The organism is Staphylococcus sp. NWU MK-U1 (genome assembly GCF_033283505.1).
Lineage (GTDB): Bacteria > Bacillota > Bacilli > Staphylococcales > Staphylococcaceae > Staphylococcus > Staphylococcus haemolyticus.
The window spans coordinates 24,352-45,417 of record NZ_JAVSMG010000010.1 but is presented as its reverse complement, the minus strand read 5'-3'; the positions used below and the strand labels follow the sequence as shown (position 1 = coordinate 45,417).

At 32.9% G+C, this 21,066-nt stretch carries 22 protein-coding genes; 2 read left to right on the top strand and 20 right to left on the bottom strand.

Features of this window, described 5'->3' with window-relative positions:
• Positions 1-25 precede the first annotated feature (25 nt).
• The 16 genes from SBL16_RS11210 to fdaB form a co-directional block, all read right to left on the bottom strand.
• The gene (locus SBL16_RS11210) at positions 26-376 is read right to left on the bottom strand and encodes an ATP synthase subunit I (protein ID WP_107611857.1); all 351 of its coding nucleotides are present in this window, start codon (positions 374-376) and stop codon (positions 26-28) included.
• A gap of 154 nt (positions 377-530) precedes the next feature.
• Positions 531-1,664 (bottom strand): non-hydrolyzing UDP-N-acetylglucosamine 2-epimerase, encoded by a 1,134-nt coding sequence (gene wecB / locus SBL16_RS11205; RefSeq protein WP_107611856.1) that lies wholly within the window; start codon positions 1,662-1,664, stop codon positions 531-533.
• Positions 1,665-1,682: 18 nt separating this feature from the next.
• Positions 1,683-2,312, bottom strand: coding sequence for a uracil phosphoribosyltransferase (upp, locus tag SBL16_RS11200; protein WP_011275234.1), 630 nt, complete (start codon positions 2,310-2,312; stop codon positions 1,683-1,685).
• A 26-nt stretch (positions 2,313-2,338) separates the two neighbouring features.
• Positions 2,339-3,577, bottom strand: coding sequence for a serine hydroxymethyltransferase (gene glyA, locus SBL16_RS11195; RefSeq protein ID WP_016931218.1), 1,239 nt, complete (start codon positions 3,575-3,577; stop codon positions 2,339-2,341).
• A gap of 26 nt (positions 3,578-3,603) precedes the next feature.
• Positions 3,604-4,128, bottom strand: coding sequence for a TIGR01440 family protein (locus SBL16_RS11190; RefSeq protein WP_107611855.1), 525 nt, complete (start codon positions 4,126-4,128; stop codon positions 3,604-3,606).
• A gap of 110 nt (positions 4,129-4,238) precedes the next feature.
• Positions 4,239-4,655, bottom strand: a complete 417-nt coding sequence (locus SBL16_RS11185) for a low molecular weight protein arginine phosphatase (protein WP_107611854.1) — start codon at positions 4,653-4,655, stop codon at positions 4,239-4,241.
• Entirely contained in the window at positions 4,652-5,695 is a 1,044-nt protein-coding gene (locus tag SBL16_RS11180) for an L-threonylcarbamoyladenylate synthase (RefSeq protein WP_317954121.1), read from the bottom strand. Before SBL16_RS11180 ends, SBL16_RS11185 begins: the two co-directional genes overlap by 4 nt.
• 83 nt (positions 5,696-5,778) lie before the next feature.
• Positions 5,779-6,615 carry a peptide chain release factor N(5)-glutamine methyltransferase gene (gene prmC, locus SBL16_RS11175; protein ID WP_107611852.1) on the bottom strand — a complete coding sequence of 279 codons (837 nt, stop codon included), beginning with the start codon at positions 6,613-6,615 and terminating at the stop codon, positions 5,779-5,781.
• The gene (gene prfA, locus SBL16_RS11170) at positions 6,602-7,678 is read right to left on the bottom strand and encodes a peptide chain release factor 1 (protein WP_107611851.1); all 1,077 of its coding nucleotides are present in this window, start codon (positions 7,676-7,678) and stop codon (positions 6,602-6,604) included. The genes prmC and prfA overlap by 14 nt, the downstream gene beginning before the upstream one ends.
• Positions 7,678-8,277: a thymidine kinase gene (locus SBL16_RS11165; protein ID WP_317954115.1), complete on the bottom strand. Its 600-nt coding sequence runs from the start codon at positions 8,275-8,277 to the stop codon at positions 7,678-7,680. Before SBL16_RS11165 ends, prfA begins: the two co-directional genes overlap by 1 nt.
• Positions 8,278-8,427: 150 nt before the next feature.
• Positions 8,428-8,685 carry a type B 50S ribosomal protein L31 gene (locus SBL16_RS11160; protein WP_011275226.1) on the bottom strand — a complete coding sequence of 86 codons (258 nt, stop codon included), beginning with the start codon at positions 8,683-8,685 and terminating at the stop codon, positions 8,428-8,430.
• Between the two features lie 119 nt (positions 8,686-8,804).
• Complete coding sequence (gene rho, locus SBL16_RS11155) at positions 8,805-10,121, bottom strand: transcription termination factor Rho (protein WP_107611850.1); 1,317 nt, start codon at positions 10,119-10,121, stop codon at positions 8,805-8,807.
• A gap of 266 nt (positions 10,122-10,387) precedes the next feature.
• On the bottom strand, positions 10,388-11,815 hold the full coding sequence (locus SBL16_RS11150) for an aldehyde dehydrogenase family protein (protein ID WP_107611849.1): 1,428 nt from the start codon (positions 11,813-11,815) through the stop codon (positions 10,388-10,390).
• A gap of 168 nt (positions 11,816-11,983) precedes the next feature.
• Complete coding sequence (locus SBL16_RS11145; protein WP_011275223.1) at positions 11,984-12,319, bottom strand: winged helix-turn-helix transcriptional regulator; 336 nt, start codon at positions 12,317-12,319, stop codon at positions 11,984-11,986.
• Positions 12,320-12,505: 186 nt separating this feature from the next.
• A complete protein-coding gene (locus SBL16_RS11140) occupies positions 12,506-13,777 on the bottom strand; it encodes a UDP-N-acetylglucosamine 1-carboxyvinyltransferase (RefSeq protein ID WP_317954110.1) in 1,272 nt (423 codons plus the stop codon).
• 282 nt (positions 13,778-14,059) lie between these two features.
• Entirely contained in the window at positions 14,060-14,917 is an 858-nt protein-coding gene (gene fdaB, locus SBL16_RS11135; RefSeq protein WP_011275221.1) for a class IIb fructose-bisphosphate aldolase FdaB, read from the bottom strand.
• Between the two features lie 200 nt (positions 14,918-15,117).
• Between fdaB and SBL16_RS11130 the strand changes: the two genes are divergently transcribed.
• Positions 15,118-15,639 (top strand): DUF2529 family protein, encoded by a 522-nt coding sequence (locus tag SBL16_RS11130; protein WP_037538834.1) that lies wholly within the window; start codon positions 15,118-15,120, stop codon positions 15,637-15,639.
• 75 nt (positions 15,640-15,714) lie between these two features.
• Here the strand turns inward: SBL16_RS11130 and SBL16_RS11125 are convergent, their stop codons facing one another.
• The 3 genes from SBL16_RS11125 to SBL16_RS11115 all read right to left on the bottom strand — a co-directional run bounded on the left by SBL16_RS11125 (position 15,715) and on the right by SBL16_RS11115 (position 19,031).
• Entirely contained in the window at positions 15,715-17,322 is a 1,608-nt protein-coding gene (locus tag SBL16_RS11125) for a CTP synthase (RefSeq protein WP_037551917.1), read from the bottom strand.
• A 215-nt stretch (positions 17,323-17,537) separates the two neighbouring features.
• The gene (gene rpoE / locus SBL16_RS11120) at positions 17,538-18,056 is read right to left on the bottom strand and encodes a DNA-directed RNA polymerase subunit delta (RefSeq protein ID WP_011275218.1); all 519 of its coding nucleotides are present in this window, start codon (positions 18,054-18,056) and stop codon (positions 17,538-17,540) included.
• Between the two features lie 114 nt (positions 18,057-18,170).
• On the bottom strand, positions 18,171-19,031 hold the full coding sequence (locus SBL16_RS11115; RefSeq protein ID WP_037538840.1) for a GNAT family N-acetyltransferase: 861 nt from the start codon (positions 19,029-19,031) through the stop codon (positions 18,171-18,173).
• A gap of 190 nt (positions 19,032-19,221) precedes the next feature.
• Here SBL16_RS11115 and coaW point away from each other — a divergent pair, with 190 nt between their 5' ends.
• A complete protein-coding gene (gene coaW, locus SBL16_RS11110; protein ID WP_011275216.1) occupies positions 19,222-20,022 on the top strand; it encodes a type II pantothenate kinase in 801 nt (266 codons plus the stop codon).
• A gap of 157 nt (positions 20,023-20,179) precedes the next feature.
• Here the strand turns inward: coaW and SBL16_RS11105 are convergent, their stop codons facing one another.
• The gene (locus tag SBL16_RS11105) at positions 20,180-20,845 is read right to left on the bottom strand and encodes a DUF2750 domain-containing protein (RefSeq protein WP_037538845.1); all 666 of its coding nucleotides are present in this window, start codon (positions 20,843-20,845) and stop codon (positions 20,180-20,182) included.
• Positions 20,846-21,066: the final 221 nt, after the last annotated feature.

Here is a 21,066-nt window from a genome sequence, read left to right as displayed (position 1 = left end):
ACTCACCTCTTTCGTTCTTAAAATTTTAACTCTTTAGCAGTAGAGGGCGTAGTATGATTAAAACATAAGAAAACATAAGACCTATCATTACTCCAATAATATTGACATAATCTTTTAATAAAAACCATATTACGCACGCAATGATAGCGACTAAGTACCTCCAAGTATTGCCCGTAGAAATATGTATGTTATCTGGTTGCTTTGCCCGAGATAAATATAATTCGAAAATATAGGTATTTATTAAAGATCCAACTGTGCCGATTATCAATCCAAGAATAAAAGGTTTTGGAATAATGATATACAATACACCAAATAAAATTAGAAAATAAATATAATATTGAATGAATTGTTTAAATATGATGCTGAAACGCCTCATTTTTTTCCTCCAAATTAACTTATGACAACCATGTAAACCGTTCCACTCATACAAATTTAATAATAATATAGGGTAAATAGTGTGTCAATTCTATTCAAATTGTTGTAAAAATTAACTCTTTAATTGTCACAAAATGTTCACAATTATGATTATTTTATGAATTGAAAGACTTTGGCATTTTTGAAGTTAAGCCGAAATAATATTTTATACTCTCACATATTCTCAAAGATGCATTTCCATCACCATAAGGATTTTGAGTTAGCGCCATTTGATCATAAATCATTTGATTTTCTAAGATTTCTGTTGTTGATTTAAAAACATTATCAAAATCAGTACCTACAACCTTTAAAGTACCTGCTGTTACACCTTCTGGTCTTTCAGTTACATCTCTTAGAACAAGAACAGGTTTATTTAATGAAGGGGCTTCTTCTTGAATCCCCCCTGAATCAGTCAAAATTAAATATGCTTTATTTGCAAAGTTATGAAAATCTACAACATCGAGTGGTTCAATTAATTCTATACGTTCATGTTCTCCTAAATACTCGTAAGCTAGTTTTCTTACTTTAGGATTTAAATGCAATGGAGACACAATAACGATATCTTCATATTCATCCACAATTTTGCGCATCGCTTTGTAAATATCAATCATTGGCTGTCCGACATTTTCTCGTCTATGTACAGTTAATAATATAATACGTTTACCTTGATGTTTTCTTATAATATCTGAAGTATATTCTTTTTGTATTGTTAGTTCGAGTGTGTCGATAGCAGTATTTCCAGTAATAATTATTGAATCAGGACTCTTGTTTTCTTGAAGTAGATTATTAGCCGCCCCTTTAGTAGGTGCAAAATGTAAATCGGCTAAATTGCTAACCATTTGCCTATTCACTTCTTCTGGAAATGGCGCATATTTATGTCGCGTTCTTAAACCTGCTTCAACATGACCAATAGCAACTTTATTATAAAAAGCAGCAAGAGCACCAGAAAATGTTGTAGTTGTGTCGCCATGAACTAATACCATATCTGGTCTCTCTTTTTTTATAACATCTTCAAGTTTCGTCATAGCTCTTGAGGTAATGTCGGAAAGTGTTTGACCTTCCTTCATAATATTTAAATCATAATGTGGCTTAATGTTAAAAGTATGTAATACTGAATCTAACATCTCACGATGCTGAGCAGTTACAACAATCATTGGTTCTAACTCAGCATCATATTCGAGTGCCTTTACTAAAGGTGCCATCTTAATTGCTTCTGGTCTAGTTCCAAAGACTGTCATAATTTTTTTCATACTTTAAGCTCCTAAATACTATTTTGTACCAAATAATCTGTCCCCAGCATCACCTAAACCAGGCGTAATGTATGCTTTGTCATTTAATTTTTCATCTAATGCTGCAATATAAATATCTACATCATCATGCGCCTCTTGCATCTTTTCTACACCTTCTGGTGCTGCAATTAAACACATAAATCTAATATTTTTTGCACCGCGTTTCTTTAATGAATTGATGGCTTCAATTGCTGATGCTCCAGTTGCTAGCATTGGATCTACAACAATGATTTGTCTCTCATCAATATCTTGTGGAAGTTTAGCAAAGTATTCTACTGCTTTTAATGTGTTAGGATCACGATATAGACCAATATGACCTACTCTAGCTGCTGGTACTAGACTTAACACACCATCTGTCATACCTAAACCAGCTCTAAGAATTGGAACGATAGCTAATTTTTTACCAGCTAATCTTTTTGCAGTCATTGTTGTTACTGGCGTTTTAATTTCTACATCTTGTAGTTCTAAATCTCTAGTAACTTCATACGCCATTAACATGCCTACTTCATCAACAAGTTCTCTAAATTCTTTAGTTCCCGTATTCATATCACGGATGTAACTTAATTTGTGTTGAATTAGTGGGTGATCAAATACATGTACTTTACTCATTTATATTTCCTCCAAAATTTTATAAATTATTCATATAGCGGATATTTAGCAGTTAAACGACTTACTCTTTCTCTTGCTTCTTTTAATTTAGTATCATTATTAGGATTTTTTAGTGCTAAGCTAATAATACGACCTACTTCTTTAAACGCTTCCTCATCAAAGCCTCTCGTAGTCGCTGCAGGTGTACCTAAACGTATACCACTTGTTACGAAAGCTTTTTCTTGATCAAATGGGATTGTATTTTTATTACATGTTATTCCAATAGAATCTAAAGTCGCTTCAGCTTCTTTACCAGTAACATTAACTGAATTTTTAACATCTACAGAAAGTAAATGATTATCAGTCCCTCCTGAAACAATTCTAAAGCCTTCTTCTTGCAATGTTTGTGAAAGTACTTTAGCGTTTTTAATTACTTGTTCTTGATAAACTTTAAAATCTTGCTCAAGCGCTTCACCAAACGCAACTGCTTTAGCTGCAATGACATGCTCTAATGGGCCACCTTGAATTCCAGGGAATATTGTTTTATCTATATCTTTCTTATACTCTTCTTTACAAAGAATTAAGCCTCCACGTGGACCACGTAATGTTTTATGAGTAGTTGTAGTGACAAAGTCTGCATGTTCAACAGGATTTGGATGTAAACCTGCTGCTACTAAACCAGCGATATGGGCCATATCAACCATTAATTTAGCACCAACTTCATCAGCGATTTCTTTAAACTTTTTAAAATCCAGTTGTCTAGAATATGCTGATGTACCTGCAACTATTAATTTAGGTTTATGTTCATGTGCTAATTGACGCACCACTTCATAGTCAATTTTTTCAGTTTCCTTATCTACACCATAGTCAACAAAGTTATAGAATTTACCACTAAAATTAACTGGTGACCCGTGTGTTAAGTGACCACCATGACTTAAATTCATTCCTAAAACAGTATCACCCATCTCAAGAGCGACAAGATAAACTGCCATGTTTGCTTGAGAACCTGAATGTGGTTGCACATTTACATGTTCAGCACCAAATAATGCTTTAGCTCGTTCGATAGCAATTGTTTCAGTAACATCTACATAATCACAACCACCATAATAACGACGACCAGGATAGCCTTCAGCATATTTATTAGTCATTACAGAACCTTGTGCTTCCATTACCGCTTCAGATACAAAATTTTCAGATGCTATTAATTCAATGTTGTTATTTTGTCTATTGTATTCATTTTGAATCGCTTCATAGACAGCTTTATCTTGATTTTGGATATAAGACATAAAAATCCCCTCCTACGCTTTCAAGCTTATTCGTATTTAGCTCGTTCACCACCGATTTTCTTAGGTCTTGAGGTTGCAATCGTTACAATTGCTTCACCAACCTGTTTGACACTTGTCCTAACCGGTACACAAACGTGTTTAATATGCATTCCAATTAATGTTTGACCTATATCAATACCTTTAGGTACAGAAATATGTTCAACTACGATTGGGTCATTCATATGCTTATAAGCATATGTAGCAAGACTACCTCCTGCGTGAACATCGGGAACAACAGTGACTTCTTCCATAGTTAGAGGGTTGAAATCTTCACTTTCAATTGTGACTGCCCTATTAATGTGTTCACAACCTTGGAATGCAAAAGAAACACCAGTATCTTGTTTCACTTCTTCTAATGCATTAAAGATCGCTTCAGCAACTTCCATTGACCCTACAGAACCAATCTTCTGTCCTATAACTTCAGAAGTCGAACATCCTATCACACAAATTTCATTTTCATTGAAAAATGATTGCGATTTAAGTTCATCAAGCAAAGTTTTAAGTTCTTGCATTGAAATCTCCACCTTAAATACATAATTAAAAAGAAGCATAGCAAACTAGCTATACTTCTTCATTATAACTTATTTAAAGCTTAACATATACTAATTGTATAATATTTGACTTATGAATTTGTACGTAACTTACCTATCAAATACAGAAGTTGTTCAAAGGTTTGACGGTAAGTATCTATGCTACCACCAAAAGGATCAACAATGTCACCTATTTCTCCAACATATTCACTGAGTTGATAAATGCGACCATTGTCACCATAATGAGAAACCAGTTGTTGTTTATGCATATCTGTCATCGTTAAAATTAAGTCACTATTCAAATCTTCCTCACTAAATTGCTTAGCTACAGTAGGTTCAGGCAAATTATGCTCCATAATGACTTCTAATGACTCTGGTGATACGGATTGACCATCAATCGCGAACAGTCCTCTAGAATTAATTGTGTCATCTACAAGCATTTTCTTCGCGATACTTTCGGCTATTGGACTTCGGCAAGTGTTTCCAGTACATACAAATGTTATTCTCATAAGTTATCACCTCGAACAATGTGATTACCTGTAGCTTTAATAATCCGATTCATTATTGCTTCAGATTCATCTGTTTTATCAAAAGCATAAATATATGCTTGATCTATTGATGGATTTTCATCAATACTATGAAGTATTTGATACAAGTTATGATTAGCTTGTCTTATATCTTTTTCATCTTTACAAAGTTTAATGAATAGTGCATCACTTGGAGCATACTGCTTCAAAGTTTCCGGTAAAATAAAAGCTATATTACTCCATTCTTTAATTGTTTTAATAGGTTTACTAAGATGCGTTAGCATCGTTACTGGTGTATCAGGGGCATAGTGCTTATACTTCATTCCAGGTGCTATTGGTTGGCTATTGACGTCATAATGATAATCCTCAACACTTCCTGGAAAAACATCATTAAGCATTGCTTGTGTTATTGATCCTGGTCTTGCTATTCTGAAAGGAAACTGTGTACAATCTAACACAGTGCTTTCTAATCCTTCTTCACTTTGATCACCATTGACTATACCGTCAATTTTGCCATTTAAATCATTAAAAACGTGTTGAAAGGTTGTAGGAGAAGGTCGCCCACTTACATTAGCACTAGGGGCAGCGATAGGCATATCAATGTATTGAAGTATAGCTCTTCCTATTGGATGGCTTGGCATTCTTACCGCAATTGATTGTAAGCCACCTGTTACTTTCTCACAAAGATAACCCTGTCTTAAAGGTAAAATAAATGAAATAGGTCCAGGCCAAAATTCATCCATCATACATTTGGCTTCTTCAGGCAAATGAGAAACAATTTGATCAAGCTGAGATTTATCATGTATATGGACAATTAATGGATTATCAGAAGGACGTCCTTTGGCTTGATATATATTTGAAACTGCATGTTGGTTTCGAGCATCTGCACCCAATCCGTAAACAGTCTCTGTTGGAATTGCAATTAACCCACCATCATTATATACCTGTTTTATATTTTCCAATTCTGGATAATCCAATGGCGATTCTTGATAATCACGCATATCCCATATCTCAGTTTTCATCAAGCTCACTCCTTCATTATTGTTTTATTCATATATATGAAAAGTTACTCATCTAAATTTTATCAGATAAGTAACTTTGAGTTTTACCATTTAAATGACACTATTCTTTCATTACCGTTTATATCTTTAATAACTTTAACATCAAGTTTTGGATACTTTTCTAAAATAATATTTTTTAACCTTTCACCTTGGTTATAACCAATTTCGAAGGTGACATAAGCATCTTTATTTAAAACTTTAGGCAAATCATTAAGGATTAATTCATAAATAGCGAAACCCTTATTCTCTGCAAACAATGCTGTATGAGGTTCATACTTAACAACTGTGTTCTCCATCATTTCCATCTCATCGACATCGATATATGGTGGATTAGAAACAATACCATCCAATTTTATATTATTTTGTATGAAAGGTTTCAATGCATTGCCTTTTAAAAAAGTTACAGCTGCCTCATGATAATGTGCATTATCTGATGCAACTTCTAAGGTCTCTTGAACAATGTCTGTTGCATAAACAGTGAAATCTTTATTCAACTTTTTTAAAGTAACAGCTAAAACACCACTGCCAGTTCCAATATCAGCGATTGTAGCACTTGATTTACAATTTTCAAGAAAATGCAACATCACTTCCTCCGTTTCAGGACGTGGAATTAAACAATGTTCATTAACTTGAAATTGATAGCCATAGAAAGATTGAAAACCAACAATATATTGTATAGGTTCACCTAAAAGCATCCGTTCAGTCGCGAGTGAAAACTTGATTTCTTCTGCTTTTGACATGTCATCATACATGTGAATTAAATAATCAGTTCTTGACCACCCAAATAAATCAAGCATCAACCATTCTGCTCTCGATTGTTCATAACCCTTATCTACAGCTTGTTTAATCGCATAATCTAATTGTTCTTTAAAGTTCACCATTGTTTAGTTCTTTCAACTTCTCAGTTTGTTCAGATAAAGTTAATGCATCAATAATTTCATCTAATTTACCTTCCATAATTTGATCTAACTTTTGTAAAGTTAATCCTATTCTATGGTCAGTTACACGGCTTTGAGGATAGTTATATGTTCTAACTCTTTCAGATCTATCTCCTGTACCCACTGCTGATTTACGTTGTGCTGCATATTTTTGTTGTTCTTCCTGTAATTTCATATCATATAAACGTGCTTTTAAAACTTTCAACGCTTTTTCACGGTTTTGAATTTGAGATTTTTCAGAAGAAGTTGCAATAACACCAGTAGGTAAGTGAGTGATACGAACAGCTGAGTCAGTTGTATTAACGTGCTGACCACCAGCACCACTTGAGCGATATGTGTCTATTTTCAAATCTTCATTACGGATTTCAATCTCAACATCTTCAACTTCAGGAAGAACAGCAACTGTCGCTGTTGAAGTATGAATTCGTCCACCTGATTCTGTTTCAGGTACACGTTGAACTCGGTGTGCACCATTTTCAAATTTTAATTTACTATAAGCACCGCTACCTGAAACTGAGAAACTAATTTCTTTATAACCACCATGGTCACTTTCAGCCGCTTCAACAATTTCAGTTTTAAAGTTTTGAGATTCTGCATACTTACTATACATTCTTAGTAAATCGCCAGCGAAGATTGCCGCTTCATCTCCACCTGCTGCTGCTCTGATTTCAACGATAACGTCTTTCTCATCATTAGGGTCTTTTGGAATTAATAAAAATTTAAGTTGTTCTTCCAACTCAGGAATCGCAGTTTTCAAACTAGCACTTTCCTCTTTCAACATTTCAATTTCTTCTTTATCTTCTGTTTCATTTAACATTTCATCAATTTCAGCAATTTCTTCTTTTTTACTTTTATAATCTCTATATACATCAACTGTTTTTTGTAAATCAGCTTGTTCTTTTGAATATTTACGTAACTTATCTGAATCATTAACAATCTCAGGGTCACTTAACATTTCATTGAGTTGTTCATATCTTTCTTCAACGATATCTAATTGATCAAACACTACATTTCCTCCTCGTCACTTGTACTTGGTGCTACGATATGATGTGCACGACATCTCGGTTCATAACTTTCTTTCGCCCCAACTAAAATGATAGGATCATCTACTTTAGCTGGCTGTCCATCGATTAAGCGTTGTGTTCTACTTGATGATGAACCACATACTGCACATACAGCCTGTAATTTAGTAACTTGTTCACTTACCGCCATGATTTGTGGCATGGGTTCGAATGGTTCCCCTCTGAAATCCATATCTAAGCCTGCAACCACTACTCGATGGCCATTTTCAGCAAGCTTTTCCACTATATTTACAATTTCTTTATCGAAAAATTGAATCTCATCAATACCAATGACATCAACATGAGACAAATCCTGTAATAATATATCTCTTGAAGTAGAAATATTAATTGCTTCTAATTCATTACCGTCATGAGAAACAACTTTTTCTTTATGATAACGATCATCAATCGCTGGTTTAAACACTACTACTTTTTGTTTAGCATATATCCCTCTTCTTAGTCTACGAATTAGTTCTTCTGACTTACCGCTAAACATACTTCCAGTAATGCATTCAATCCAACCGGAATGGTAAGTTTCATACATTATAAGTTCCACCTTTTACAAAAACATAATCGCTTAATTATATCATATTTCTATGTATTATAAATATCTCTTTAAATACTACTTAAATTTAAAAAAACTGTCTACGCATTTCTATATAAAATAGATTAGGCAGACAGTTTAAACTTATAATTAGTTGTTGTTTGATTTGAGACCAAACTTTTTGTTGAAACGTTCCACACGACCATCCGCAGCAGCGAATTTTTGACGTCCTGTGTAGAATGGGTGTGAATCAGAAGATACATCTAAACGAATAACTGGGTATTCATTACCATCTTCCCATTCCATTGTTTCTGAAGATGTTTTAGTTGAACCACTTAAAAATTTAAAGTTAGTAGTTGTATCTAAAAAGATAACTTTGTGATAATCAGGATGGATTCCTTGTCTCATTAATTTTCAGCTCCTTTGCCCTGAACCATCTGGAACAGAGTTATTTGTGAGTTTTTTACCCAATACTTGGTAATTATAATAGTTATTAGATTAAAACGCAACCCTCAAACTGACATTCGTTAAATAATCGGTTTTCCTGTTTTTGTACTTTCTTCAGCAGCCTTTTGCAACTGTTGGAAAAATTCTTTATTACTTTTAGAGCGTTTTAATTTTCTAATAAATCTTTCTGTGAAATCTGTGGAGTCTGTGAACATGTTTCTTAACTGCCATAGTGAATCAAGTTCAGATTTACTAATTAGTAATTCTTCTTTACGCGTAGAACTTCTTCCAATATCAATCGCAGGGAAAATTCGACGTTCAGATAATTTACGATCAAGATGAAGTTCCATATTTCCTGTTCCTTTGAATTCTTCATAAATCATATCGTCCATGCGTGATCCAGTTTCAACTAATGCAGTGGCTAATATCGTTAAACTTCCTCCTGCTTCAATGTTACGTGCAGCACCAAAGAATGCTTTAGGTTTGTGTAATGAAGCAGGATCAAGACCACCTGATAATGTTCTTCCACTTGGCGGTATAACTAAGTTATACGCTCTTGCCAATCGAGTAATTGAGTCCATCAGAATAATAACATCTTGACCAATCTCAACTAATCGTTTAGCACGTTCTAGTAATAATTCAGCTACTTTAACATGGTGTTCTGGTGGCTCATCAAAAGTCGAGTGCACTACTTCAGCAGATTCAACAGATCTTTCAATATCAGTTACTTCTTCCGGACGTTCCCCAACTAATAAAATAAATAATTTTGCATTAGGTTTATTTTTACTAATCGCATTTGCAATTTCTTTTAATAAAGACGTTTTACCCGCTTTAGGAGGTGCAACAATAAGTCCACGTTGACCTAGACCAATAGGCGTAACTAAATCCATTATACGTGTTGAATAATTTTGGGGATCTGTTTCTAAAACGATTCTTTCCTCAGGATAGAGAGGCGTTAAAGCTTGAAAGTGAGGGCGTTTTTTTACAACTTCAGCATTCTCATCATTAACAAAGTCAACTTGCAATAAACCATAATATTTTTCATTATCTTTAGGTTTACGAACTTTTCCGGTTACTTTATCACCACGTTTAATTTCGAAACGTCGTATTTGACTTGCAGATATATAAATATCTTTTTCACCTTTTGAATAGTTGACTGTTCTTAGGAACCCGTAACCATCAGGCTGGATATCATCTAAGACACCCTCCATGTAATAGTTACCATCTTTTTCCATTTGGGCTTCCATGATAGCTAAAACTAATTCACTCTTATTCAATTTACTATAATTAGTAAGTTTTAATGTTTTTGCTTTTTGTGTTAATTCTTTCGTTGTGTAATTTTTATACAATTCATGAAACGACTCATACTGTGGAGATGTACGTACTTTTTCAGGCATAAATTGCACCCATTTCTTATATATTTATAAAGACTTCAATTTGATTAGAGAAGAGATATTTTAAATAGTTTCATTTCAAGAACTCACTAAATCTATTTGTGATATCTCATAAAATAATATTTAAAGTCTTGAATACTAGAATTAATATAGCAAATTTTCAATTTAAATACAAAACGATTTTATTAAATTTCCAAAAATAAAACAGCTCATGGAACTAAAAATATTCCATGAACTGATATAAATAATATATAAATTAATTTTTTAAATTAACTGAAATAACCAGCAATTGATTTCACTTCTAAGAATTCTTCTATACCATAATCGCCCCACTCACGACCAATTCCAGATTGTTTATATCCACCAAATGGTAAATCTGGTTGGTTGCCAGCTTCATTGATTTCAATTCTACCTGCTTCAATTGAACGAGCTACTTTTTGAAGTGTTTCTTTATCTTTACCTATTACATATCCTGCTAATCCATATTTAGTATCATTAGCAATCTTGATTGCTTCATCTAAATTATTATATGTGATTACAGAAGCAACTGGTCCAAAGATTTCTTCTTGAGCAATTGTCATGTTATTGTCTACATTGATAAAAATAGTTGGTCTCGCGAAATAACCAGTATTTAATCCTTCAGGTTTACCAGGACCACCGTAAAATAACTCTGCACCTTCTTCAATACCTTTATCAATATATGATTGGACTGTATCAAATTGTTTCTTACTAATAATCGGTCCAACTTGAGTACCTTCTTCTCGTGGATCTCCAACTTTAACTTTACTAAATTCTTCTTTGAGTGCAGTTAAGAAGTCTTCTTTTTTGCTTTCAGGAATTAAAATACGAGTACCTGCAGTACATACTTGACCTGTGTTGTTAACTACTTTGCCAGTAGTTGCTTTCGCTGCTTCTTTAACATCAACATCATCTAATACGATATAAGGCGATTTACCACCTAATTCAAGTGATACTTTTTTGAAATCTTTAGAAGCTTTTTCCATTATTTTTGAACCTGTGCGTCCTGAACCAGTAAATGACATCATTCTAACTTTTGGATGTTCACTTAGTGGATTACCTACACCTTCGCCGTCACCATTAACAAGATTAAATACACCTTTTGGTACGCCTACTTTATCGAATATTTCAGCTAAAATGACTGCAGCAAATGGTGTTTCTTCAGAAGGTTTTAGAACTACAGGACTACCTGCTGCAAAAGCGGCTGCCAATTTCAATGAAGTTTGATTAGTTGGGAAATTCCAAGGTGTTACTAAACCTGAAACACCAATTGCCTCTTTAGTAACTAATGCATCTCCACGTCTTTCTTCAAATTCGAATGAATCTAGTGCTCTACTTGCCTCTTCAAAATGATTTAGTCCCATTTGGTAGTGGACATTCTCAGATAATGTTAAAGGTGCACCTAATTCATCCGTTATAGCTTCTATAATATCTTGTTTTCTATTTTTATATTCTTCTACAATTTTATCTAATAGTTCTTTTCTTTCTTTCACTGAGCTATGACGAAATTCTAAATAAACGTTATTTGCAGCTTCTACTGCTTTTTCCACATCATTAGCATTACCTTTAGCTACTTTACCAATAACTTCTTCAGTTGCTGGATTGATTACTTCAATCGTTTTATTACTATCGCTATCAATCCATTCGCCATTTATATATTGTTGAGTATAATTTCTCATCAATTCTTCACTCCTTAAGAATCGTTATATCATTTGTGTACCTTTTTTCATCGAAAATTAAACATACCATCTTAGTATGAAATAGCAAAAGAGTTTTGCACCTGGCAATGATGAACAATTATAAAAGTGATTATTCATTCTATATAAGGCACAAAACTCTTTATTATATTATTTAGATTTAACTTCTTCTTCAAGTGTTACATGTTCTTGAGCCCATTTTTCAATGGGTTTTAAAGCTTCTGCTAAAGCTTTACCTTTATCAGTCAATTCATAAATGATTGAAACTGGACTAGTTGAGACTACTTTCTTTTCAACTAATCCCCATTCACCTAAATCAGTTAATTTAATACTTAATGCACGTGGTGTAATGGTCTTTAAATCCCTTTTCATATCGGAAAAGTGCGCAGTATAATCAGTGCATCGTGATAGATAATTAATGATTAAACCGTTCCAACTTCTACCAACAATTTTAAAGGTTTCTTCAAGATATGGACAGATTTCCATTGTCTTCACCTCTATTCAAAACTTCTTTAGATTGTAGGTACTAAAAATCGCTTATAAATATAAACATTGTATAGGCTTTAATGATATCTATAAGCCAAAATCTTATTAGTATCTAATATAATTATTATACCAGAAAAAGCTAATATGTCGAGAGTTGAAACTGCCAATATTAACTTATCAATACCTTTAGACTTCTTCAGTCCAAATATTTGCACCTAATTCTTTTAAATGCTTAACAATGTCAGTATAGCCTCTATAAATATGTCTAACGTTATAAATTGTAGTAACGCCTTCAGCTAAAAGACCTGCAATAATTAAACATGCACCTGCACGCAAATCACTTGCATATACTTCAGCACCATTAAGTGATGATGGTTTAATTGTAGCAGTTCCAGTTTCCATATCGGCTTCAATATTAGCACCCATATTTTTTAACTCATCGACATGTCTAAAACGTGCAGGATATATTGTTTCTGATACAAATGAAGGGCCGTCTGCCATAAACAATAAAGGCGTGATTGGTTGTTGTAAATCTGTTGCAAACCCAGGGTATACTAATGTTTTAATATTTACATTTTTATAAGATGATTTGCGTTTGATGATTGCTTTTTCAGCATCACCATCTACTTGGATGTCTACACCAAGTTCTTTTAATTTAACAGTAAGTGCTTCAACATGTTTTGGAACAATATTATTAATAGTAATTTCTTCTCCAACTGCTGCCGCTATACACATGTACGTCCCTGCTTCAATACGATCAGGGATAATTTGATATTCAGAACCATGTAAGCTATCAACACCATTAATTTTTAACGTACTTGTCCCTGCCCCTTTAATATCTGCACCAAGACTGTTCAAGAAATTAGCAACATCTACAACTTCAGGTTCTTTAGCTGCATTTTCAATGACTGTTTGACCAGTTGCATGAACAGCTGCCAACATAATGTTGATTGTTGCGCCTACACTAACCATATCTAAGAAGATATTAGCACCATGTAGTTCTTTAGCTTCTATTTTCATAGATGTATCATTTGATTCATCTATTTCTGCTCCTAATGCTTTAAAACCTTTAATATGTTGATCAATTGGACGTGGCCCTAATGGACAACCACCAGGTAATCCTATTACACATTTTTTAAAATGCCCTAACATTGCTCCCATCATGTAATAAGATGCTCTAAGAGATTCAACTTTATTGTTAGGCAGTGGTGCATTTTCAATTTCTGTAGTATCTACTTCTAAAGTTTTTCCATTTAAATGGGCTTTAATATTTAAATCTTCCAATAAACTAACTAGCGTCTCTACATCGGAAATTTGTGGTAAGCCATCTAATTTAACTTGGCCTTGAGCTAATAATGTTGCTGGGATAATTGCTACCGCACTATTTTTGGCACCACTTATCGTAACGTCTCCCTTTAGTGTTTGACCACCGCGAATTTTTATTACCTCTTGAGTCATAAGTTTATCTCCTTTGTTTCTCATTTATTTAAAATAATACATTAGTAGCATTATAAAAAACATATTCTTTATTTGTAAAACATAAATTATTACGAATTAATGATAATTGCAATTATTAAAATTATCGATTCAAACTTTATAAAACTAATTCGAGAATTATATATACAAATATTATAAATCATTTTTGAAAAATATTTAAATATGAATACTCAAATTATAAAGAAAAAGAGTGAAACGACTTAACGTTTCACTCCTAGTTCAAAACATCTTCAATTACATTATTTATTTAGCACGATTAGAAGTACCAAATTCTCTAATTTTACCTTTAACTGTTTCTTTAATCGCTTCACGAGCAGGTCCTAAATATTTACGTGGATCATATACATCTTGATCATTATTTAATACTTCTCTTACTGCTTTAGCTGAAGCAATTTGGTTTTCAGTATTAACATTAATTTTAGCAGTACCATAAGGGATTGCTTTTTGAATGTCTTTAGTTGGGATACCAGTACCACCATGTAAAACTAATGGTAAACCAGTTGATGCACCAATTTCTTCCATTTCTTTGAATCCTAATTTAGGTTCACCTTTATATGGCCCGTGAACTGAACCTAATGCTGGAGCTAAAGTATCAATGCCAGTTCTTTCAACTAATTCTTGGCATTCTTTAGGATCAGCATAAATAATGCCACCTACAACATCATCTTCTTGTCCACCAACTGTTCCTAATTCAGCTTCTACTGATACACCATGTTGATGAGCATACTCTACAACTTTTGAAGTGATTTCGATATTTTCTTCAAAAGGACTATGAGAAGCATCGATCATTACTGAAGTGAATCCAGCATCAATCGCTTCTTTACATTTTTCAAAGCTTGAACCATGGTCTAAGTGAATAGCTACAGGTACAGTAATGTTTAAGTCATGAATTAAACCTTCAACCATTTTAACTACTGTATAGAAACCACTCATATAACGTGCAGCACCTTCTGAAACACCTAAGATAACTGGCGCGTTCTCTTCTTGTGAAGCTTCTAAAATAGCTTGAGTAAATTCTAAGTTATTTAAGTTGTATTGACCAACCGCATAACCATTTTCTTTCGCATCGATTAACATTTCTTTCATTGAAACTAATGGCATGAAAGTTCCTCCTTGTGTGCAACTGCACAATTTTTAAAATCATTATATCAGATATTTTTTTGAATTGCATGTGAATGCATGCTTGATTTAAAATAAACTTTTACTATTAAATACTAAATTACTAATAATTCAATATATGAACGGTTTCATTGCACATAAGTTTGAGTTTATTTACAATACATATGAAACGGAGGAACAACATGTCTAAAATATTACAAACTCAATTAACGGGTATATTTAATCGGTTAGAAGATCAAGCTTTAGATATTCAAATGGCTGCTCAATGTCTAATACAAGCAATCGGTGGCGAAGGTTATGTATACATTAAAGGCTATGGCGATTTGAAATTTTTCGAGCCTTTCGTTATAGAAAGTGAAGAGCACCTTAAATCTAGTAAATTATTATCCACGCTCACAACATTTGATGATATAGATTCAACTGATCGCGTGTTACTCTTTTCACCATATTACACTGAAGAAGTAGCTAAAGATGTACAAACATTAGTAGATAATGATATAGATGTTGTCTTAATTTGTAATCGACCCAAAGATTTAGAAATACCAGAACACTTTATACATTTCATCAATCTAGCTACCCCTAGACCAATTGTTTATACTGAGGATTATGATAAAGTGGTTCAACCTCATACGATATCTTTTAATTACATATATTATGAAATTTACACTCAAATGATTGAAATGACACGAGATTTAGAATTGTAATGTCATATACCAATACTCATTTTAAAAATCAACCCTTACGTCACCATTTCAGTACGTAAGGGTTGATTTATTATATTATTTATTTTGATGTTTATAAGCCGCTTCTACAAACGATTTGAAAATAGGTTGAGGTCTGTTAGGTCTTGATAAGAATTCAGGATGGAATTGACATGCGATATAGAAGTCATTCTCTGGAATTTCTACCATTTCTACTAATCGACCATCTGGACTAGTACCAGAGAACACCATACCATTAGCTTCTAATTGTTCTCTAAATTCATTGTTAAATTCATATCTATGACGGTGTCTTTCTTCAATATTTATTGCGTCATAAATTTGATGTGCTAATGTGTTTTCTTTGATTTTACATGGATATAATCCTAAACGTAACGTACCACCTAAATCTTCAATATCCTTTTGCTCAGGTAATAAATCAATTATTGGATAAGGTGTGCTAGGATCAAGTTCTGCTGAGTGTGCTCCCTCTAAACCTAGTACATTGCGCGCAAACTCAACAGTCGCTAATTGCATACCTAAGCAAATACCAAAGTATGGAACATTATTTTCACGAGCGTATTTAATTGCAGCAATTTTACCCTCGCTTGCTCTAAATCCAAAACCACCTGGTACAAGAATGCCATCTACATCTTTTAAATAGTCTTCAACATTATTATCATTAACTTCGCCAGAATCAATCCACTTAACTACAACGTCTTTCTTCAATGGGTAGCCAGCATGTTTCAATGACTCTACAACTGATAAGTATGCATCTTGTAAGCTAACATATTTACCTACTAATCCGATAGTGATTGTACCATCAAGTGAATTAACAGTATCTAGTAAATATTGCCATTCATCTAATTGCGTTTCATATTTAGCATCTAAATCTAATCGCTTGATAACAATATCATCCATATCCTGTGCACTTAATTGTAATGGAATTTCATATAAAGATGATGCGTCTCTACATTCTATAACGCTCTCTTTATTAATATCACAGAATAATGCAATTTTATCTTTTAAATCTTGTGTCATTTCATATTCTGTACGCACTACAATTAAATCTGGCTGAATACCTAAACCACGTAGTTCCTTAACACTGTGTTGTGTTGGTTTTGTTTTCATTTCACCAGCAGCTTTAATGTATGGAAGCAAAGTACAATGTACATACATTACGTTTTCACGACCTAAATCACTTCTAATCTGTCTAATTGCTTCGATAAATGGAAGTGATTCAATGTCTCCAGTTGTACCACCGATTTCAGTAATAACTACATCTGCGTTTGTACTCTCACCAGCAAGTAGTAATCGTTCTTTAATTTCATTAGTAATATGTGGAATAACTTGAACTGTTCCACCTAAATAATCACCACGACGTTCTTTCTTAAGTACATGTGAATAAACTTTCCCAGCTGTAACATTTGAATATTTATTTAAATTAATATCAATAAAGCGCTCATAGTGTCCTAAATCTAAGTCAGTTTCAGCACCATCATCTGTAACAAATACTTCTCCATGTTGATACGGACTCATAGTTCCTGGATCAACATTTAAATATGGATCAAATTTTTGAATTGTTACTTTTAAGCCTCTATCTTTTAACAATCTACCTAGAGAAGCGGCTGTGATACCTTTTCCTAATGATGATACTACTCCGCCCGTTACAAAAATAAATTTTGTCATTTCCTGACCTCCTAATTTATAAAGGGATGCTTCCTTACCTATTTATTCTTTTTAAATAATCACTTTTGAAAAATAAAAAAATCGCTCCCTCTCACATATCTGTAAGGGGAGCGTATATGATTTATACACGTGTCCTATTTAAAGGAGCCCGAATAAAATTCTATCATTTTTTAAGTAAAAGTCAATTAAAACTAAAATTTAGTTTTAAAATCTTCTTAGTCTTCGAATTCGTCCTCGTCTTCTTCGTCGAGTTCATCATCTTCGTCATCTTCAATTACTAAATCTGATTCACTAATCTCGTCTTCTACTTGTTCATCTTCAGGGTCGTCTAAAGTTTCTTGATCATCCGTTTGGGCTGGAATGTCATCGTCGTCATCCATTTCGTCATCACCCAATAATTTAAGATTTTTATCTTCTTCATCTTCATCATCAAGAATATCGAATTTTTGAATTGTAGGTGCGATTTTTTCTTCAATATCGTCTACAGAATACCAATCACGTAATCCCCATTGATTTTCACCAACGTTTAAGAAACGTCCATCAGTATTTAAATCTGTATAGAACTGAACTACACGATTTTCAATCTCTTCAAATTCATAACCACCTAAATCTTTGAATTCATCGATGATATCGTATAAATTCATCGTTGCACCTTTATCATTTAATAACGTATAAGCCATATCGATAAATGACTTTTCATCAACCATTTCTTTAGTATAATCTTGGATTTTCATTATAGCTAATCTTCCTTTCGAAGAATTTTTTAATTATGTCGTTGGATTTCATTAATTAATAGTAACAAAAATAAATTATAAATGACAATACACGATTTCGCAATTACGACTATCTTAGTAATTTACATATTTCTCGAAAATAATTAAATCATCTGACTGGTCAATTTCTACGAAACCACTATTTACACATAATGATTTTAATTCATTGTTTTCACCAAATAACGTAATCATAATCGTTTTAGCTTGTTTGAAATGCTTTCGTACATATGTAGGAATTTGTCTTAATGCACTTTCAGCGATACCTTCTTTTCGTTGTTCTTTATACACTTCAATAGCAACAATATTAATTCGATTATCCGTTTGTTCAAGTGCTATAAAACCTACTTTGTGGTTATCTTTAAGTAAATCAACAACACTATAAGATGAAATACTTGATGCTTCATTTTCCGTTAATCGTAGTGAAGACACATGTTTTGAATCTAAGTCCAAATAATATAAGCGTTCTTTACCAATAGGACCTTCTTCTTTAGTAGCAGTGTGCATAAAACCAGCACGTTCATACACATTCCAAGCCCCTTTATTTTCAGCATCGACAACCAGATACAAGTGATTGAAATCAGGGAATAAATCTTGTACATATTGAGGTAAATACATCATCATCGTAGTTCCATACCCATTTCCTTGAAACTTCTCATTTATTGATAATGATCTTACATATACGACATTCTCAGGTGTATCATACCCTTCATGTTGGTAATATTGATGTAATACAAAGAAACCTACAACATCACCATACTCATTAATAGCTATATTTGCCACTCTATTTGAATCTGAAAGAGCATCATCTAGAACTGATTTCGGTAAGGATGAGTATATTTGTTGTCTCTCACTTAATTCAAAGTTAACTACATCCTGTCTATACTTTTCTTCAAATTCTTGAATCGTTATATTTTCAAACTGCTTTTTTATAGTCATAACCACTAACCCCTATGCCTCTTTTAATTAATCAATTTTATTATAATTGTTTTTTTACACTTATCAAAATAAAATCCACTTTAATTAGGTACAATTGTTTTAAATTTTTACAATTTAAAAATAATCTATTGAAATTTAGCTAATTTGCTTTACTATAAATATGACATATAAAATCACGAGGTGAACTAGAATGAAAGTCGGTATAGATGCCGGTGGTACGCTAATAAAAATCGTCCAAGAATCTCAACAAGGACGTTCGTATGAAACAAAACTTACTACAAACATTTCAGAAGTAATTGCATGGTTAAACGCAAACACTTTTGAATCAATCAGTCTTACTGGCGGAAATGCAGGTGTTATTGCTGAAAATTTAAATGTGGATGCAACTATATTTGTTGAATTCGATGCATCATCTAAAGGTTTGGGTATGCTTCTTAAAGAGCAAGGTCATCATATTGACGAATATATATTCGCTAATGTCGGTACAGGCACTTCGTTACACTATTTTGATGGCAAACAACAACGTCGTGTAGGCGGTGTAGGTACTGGTGGAGGTATGATTCAAGGACTGGGATACTTATTATCACAAATTACAGATTATGAAGCACTTACAAATCTAGCTCAATCTGGAGATAGAGATACGATTGATCTTAAAGTTAAGCATATTTACAAAGATACTGAACCACCTATTCCAGGTGAATTAACAGCTGCTAACTTTGGAAACGTCTTACATAATTTAGACGTAGATTTTTCACCTGCTAATAAATTAGCATCAGTGGTTGGAGTTGTTGGTGAAGTAATAACTACTATGGCCATAACCGTTGCTCGTGAAAATAAAACTGAGAATGTTGTATATATCGGGTCTTCTTTCAATAATAATCCACTTTTACGTGAAGTAATTGAAGATTATACGGTATTACGTGGTTTCAAACCATATTACATTGAGAATGGTGCTTTTTCAGGAGCACTTGGCGCAATTTATTTAAATTAATTACTTTTAATTTTTATAAAAAACCCTTAATCACCAAAAGATGTGATTAAGGGTTTAACAATTCATCTAAATCTCAACTGCATCGACATATTTAACATCGACGATTTATTAATGTATATATAAAGACAAGATTTCACTAAATGCTACGTGCTTAAAATTAAAAAGTTAATTCATTTGATAATTTTTGTGCAGAAATGACTGTTCCTACCACACCAGGTTTCAAATCAATTGCGACAGCTTGGTCATTATCACGCAACTTATCTAACCAATCGCTAAATACACTACCTTCGATTTCAATTAATTCACATTCTTCAAAATCTTCATCACGAACTTTGAGCGCTCTATTTTTCAAGCTCCAAACCGGCATGATTTGAGGTTTTTCTTCACTATGATCACTAATCAATATAAAGTGATTTTCGCCATGTTTTGATAAACCAAATACTTGGTCTTCTTTGGCAACATCCTTTACAAATTCTTTAATACGAATTTTATCCAACTCTGACATTAATTCATCAGTCATTTTAACGACTTTTACAATTTGACCAGTTTCTTGTGATGTTTGATTAATGATAACTTGATCATCCTCATCAAATAAGTCGTCCAATTCATATGTAACGAATGTATCAATATCAATTTTTAGCACACGGTCATAATCAATTGACGCATGTTTTAAATAGTCTTCCGCTTGTCCTTCTTGAGTCCAAACGCCAACATAATCTTGGTTATTACTATTTAGTCTGACCAGTTTTTTATTTTTGTTAGCAACATAAAACACTTCATTAATCAGTACATCTTTAAAGTACGCCTCATTCTTATAAGACAATGCATAACCCTCCATTTCTAATTTGCAACTATTAAAATACTAAATGACAATACTTATGTCGTCAAATTTCTATTCTAAAAAATAAGGGACCAAGACTGTATTCTTGATGAATGCCATGTCTTGATCCCAAATTGACGCATAGAGTTATAACTATATTAAATTAATATTTTTTGATTCATTTAAATGCTAAGAATTGAAATTCTGCTTTTTAAAATTATTGC

Coding starts and splice junctions, on each gene's coding strand:
- prmC (WP_107611852.1), bottom strand. CDS start 6,615: ATGGTGAACTTTAAAGAACAATTAGATTATGCGATTAAACAAGCTGTA.
- SBL16_RS11160 (WP_011275226.1), bottom strand. CDS start 8,685: ATGAGACAAGGAATCCATCCTGATTATCACAAAGTTATCTTTTTAGAT.
- SBL16_RS11130 (WP_037538834.1), top strand. CDS start 15,118: ATGTCTAAAATATTACAAACTCAATTAACGGGTATATTTAATCGGTTA.
- SBL16_RS11115 (WP_037538840.1), bottom strand. CDS start 19,031: ATGACTATAAAAAAGCAGTTTGAAAATATAACGATTCAAGAATTTGAA.
- SBL16_RS11190 (WP_107611855.1), bottom strand. CDS start 4,128: ATGCAAGAACTTAAAACTTTGCTTGATGAACTTAAATCGCAATCATTT.
- glyA (WP_016931218.1), bottom strand. CDS start 3,577: ATGTCTTATATCCAAAATCAAGATAAAGCTGTCTATGAAGCGATTCAA.
- SBL16_RS11140 (WP_317954110.1), bottom strand. CDS start 13,777: ATGACTCAAGAGGTAATAAAAATTCGCGGTGGTCAAACACTAAAGGGA.
- SBL16_RS11180 (WP_317954121.1), bottom strand. CDS start 5,695: ATGAAAACTGAGATATGGGATATGCGTGATTATCAAGAATCGCCATTG.
- coaW (WP_011275216.1), top strand. CDS start 19,222: ATGAAAGTCGGTATAGATGCCGGTGGTACGCTAATAAAAATCGTCCAA.
- rho (WP_107611850.1), bottom strand. CDS start 10,121: ATGCCTGAAAAAGTACGTACATCTCCACAGTATGAGTCGTTTCATGAA.
- wecB (WP_107611856.1), bottom strand. CDS start 1,664: ATGAAAAAAATTATGACAGTCTTTGGAACTAGACCAGAAGCAATTAAG.
- SBL16_RS11150 (WP_107611849.1), bottom strand. CDS start 11,815: ATGAGAAATTATACTCAACAATATATAAATGGCGAATGGATTGATAGC.
- SBL16_RS11125 (WP_037551917.1), bottom strand. CDS start 17,322: ATGACAAAATTTATTTTTGTAACGGGCGGAGTAGTATCATCATTAGGA.
- SBL16_RS11185 (WP_107611854.1), bottom strand. CDS start 4,655: ATGAGAATAACATTTGTATGTACTGGAAACACTTGCCGAAGTCCAATA.
- upp (WP_011275234.1), bottom strand. CDS start 2,312: ATGAGTAAAGTACATGTATTTGATCACCCACTAATTCAACACAAATTA.
- SBL16_RS11165 (WP_317954115.1), bottom strand. CDS start 8,277: ATGTATGAAACTTACCATTCCGGTTGGATTGAATGCATTACTGGAAGT.
- rpoE (WP_011275218.1), bottom strand. CDS start 18,056: ATGAAAATCCAAGATTATACTAAAGAAATGGTTGATGAAAAGTCATTT.
- SBL16_RS11210 (WP_107611857.1), bottom strand. CDS start 376: ATGAGGCGTTTCAGCATCATATTTAAACAATTCATTCAATATTATATT.
- fdaB (WP_011275221.1), bottom strand. CDS start 14,917: ATGCCATTAGTTTCAATGAAAGAAATGTTAATCGATGCGAAAGAAAAT.
- SBL16_RS11145 (WP_011275223.1), bottom strand. CDS start 12,319: ATGGAAATCTGTCCATATCTTGAAGAAACCTTTAAAATTGTTGGTAGA.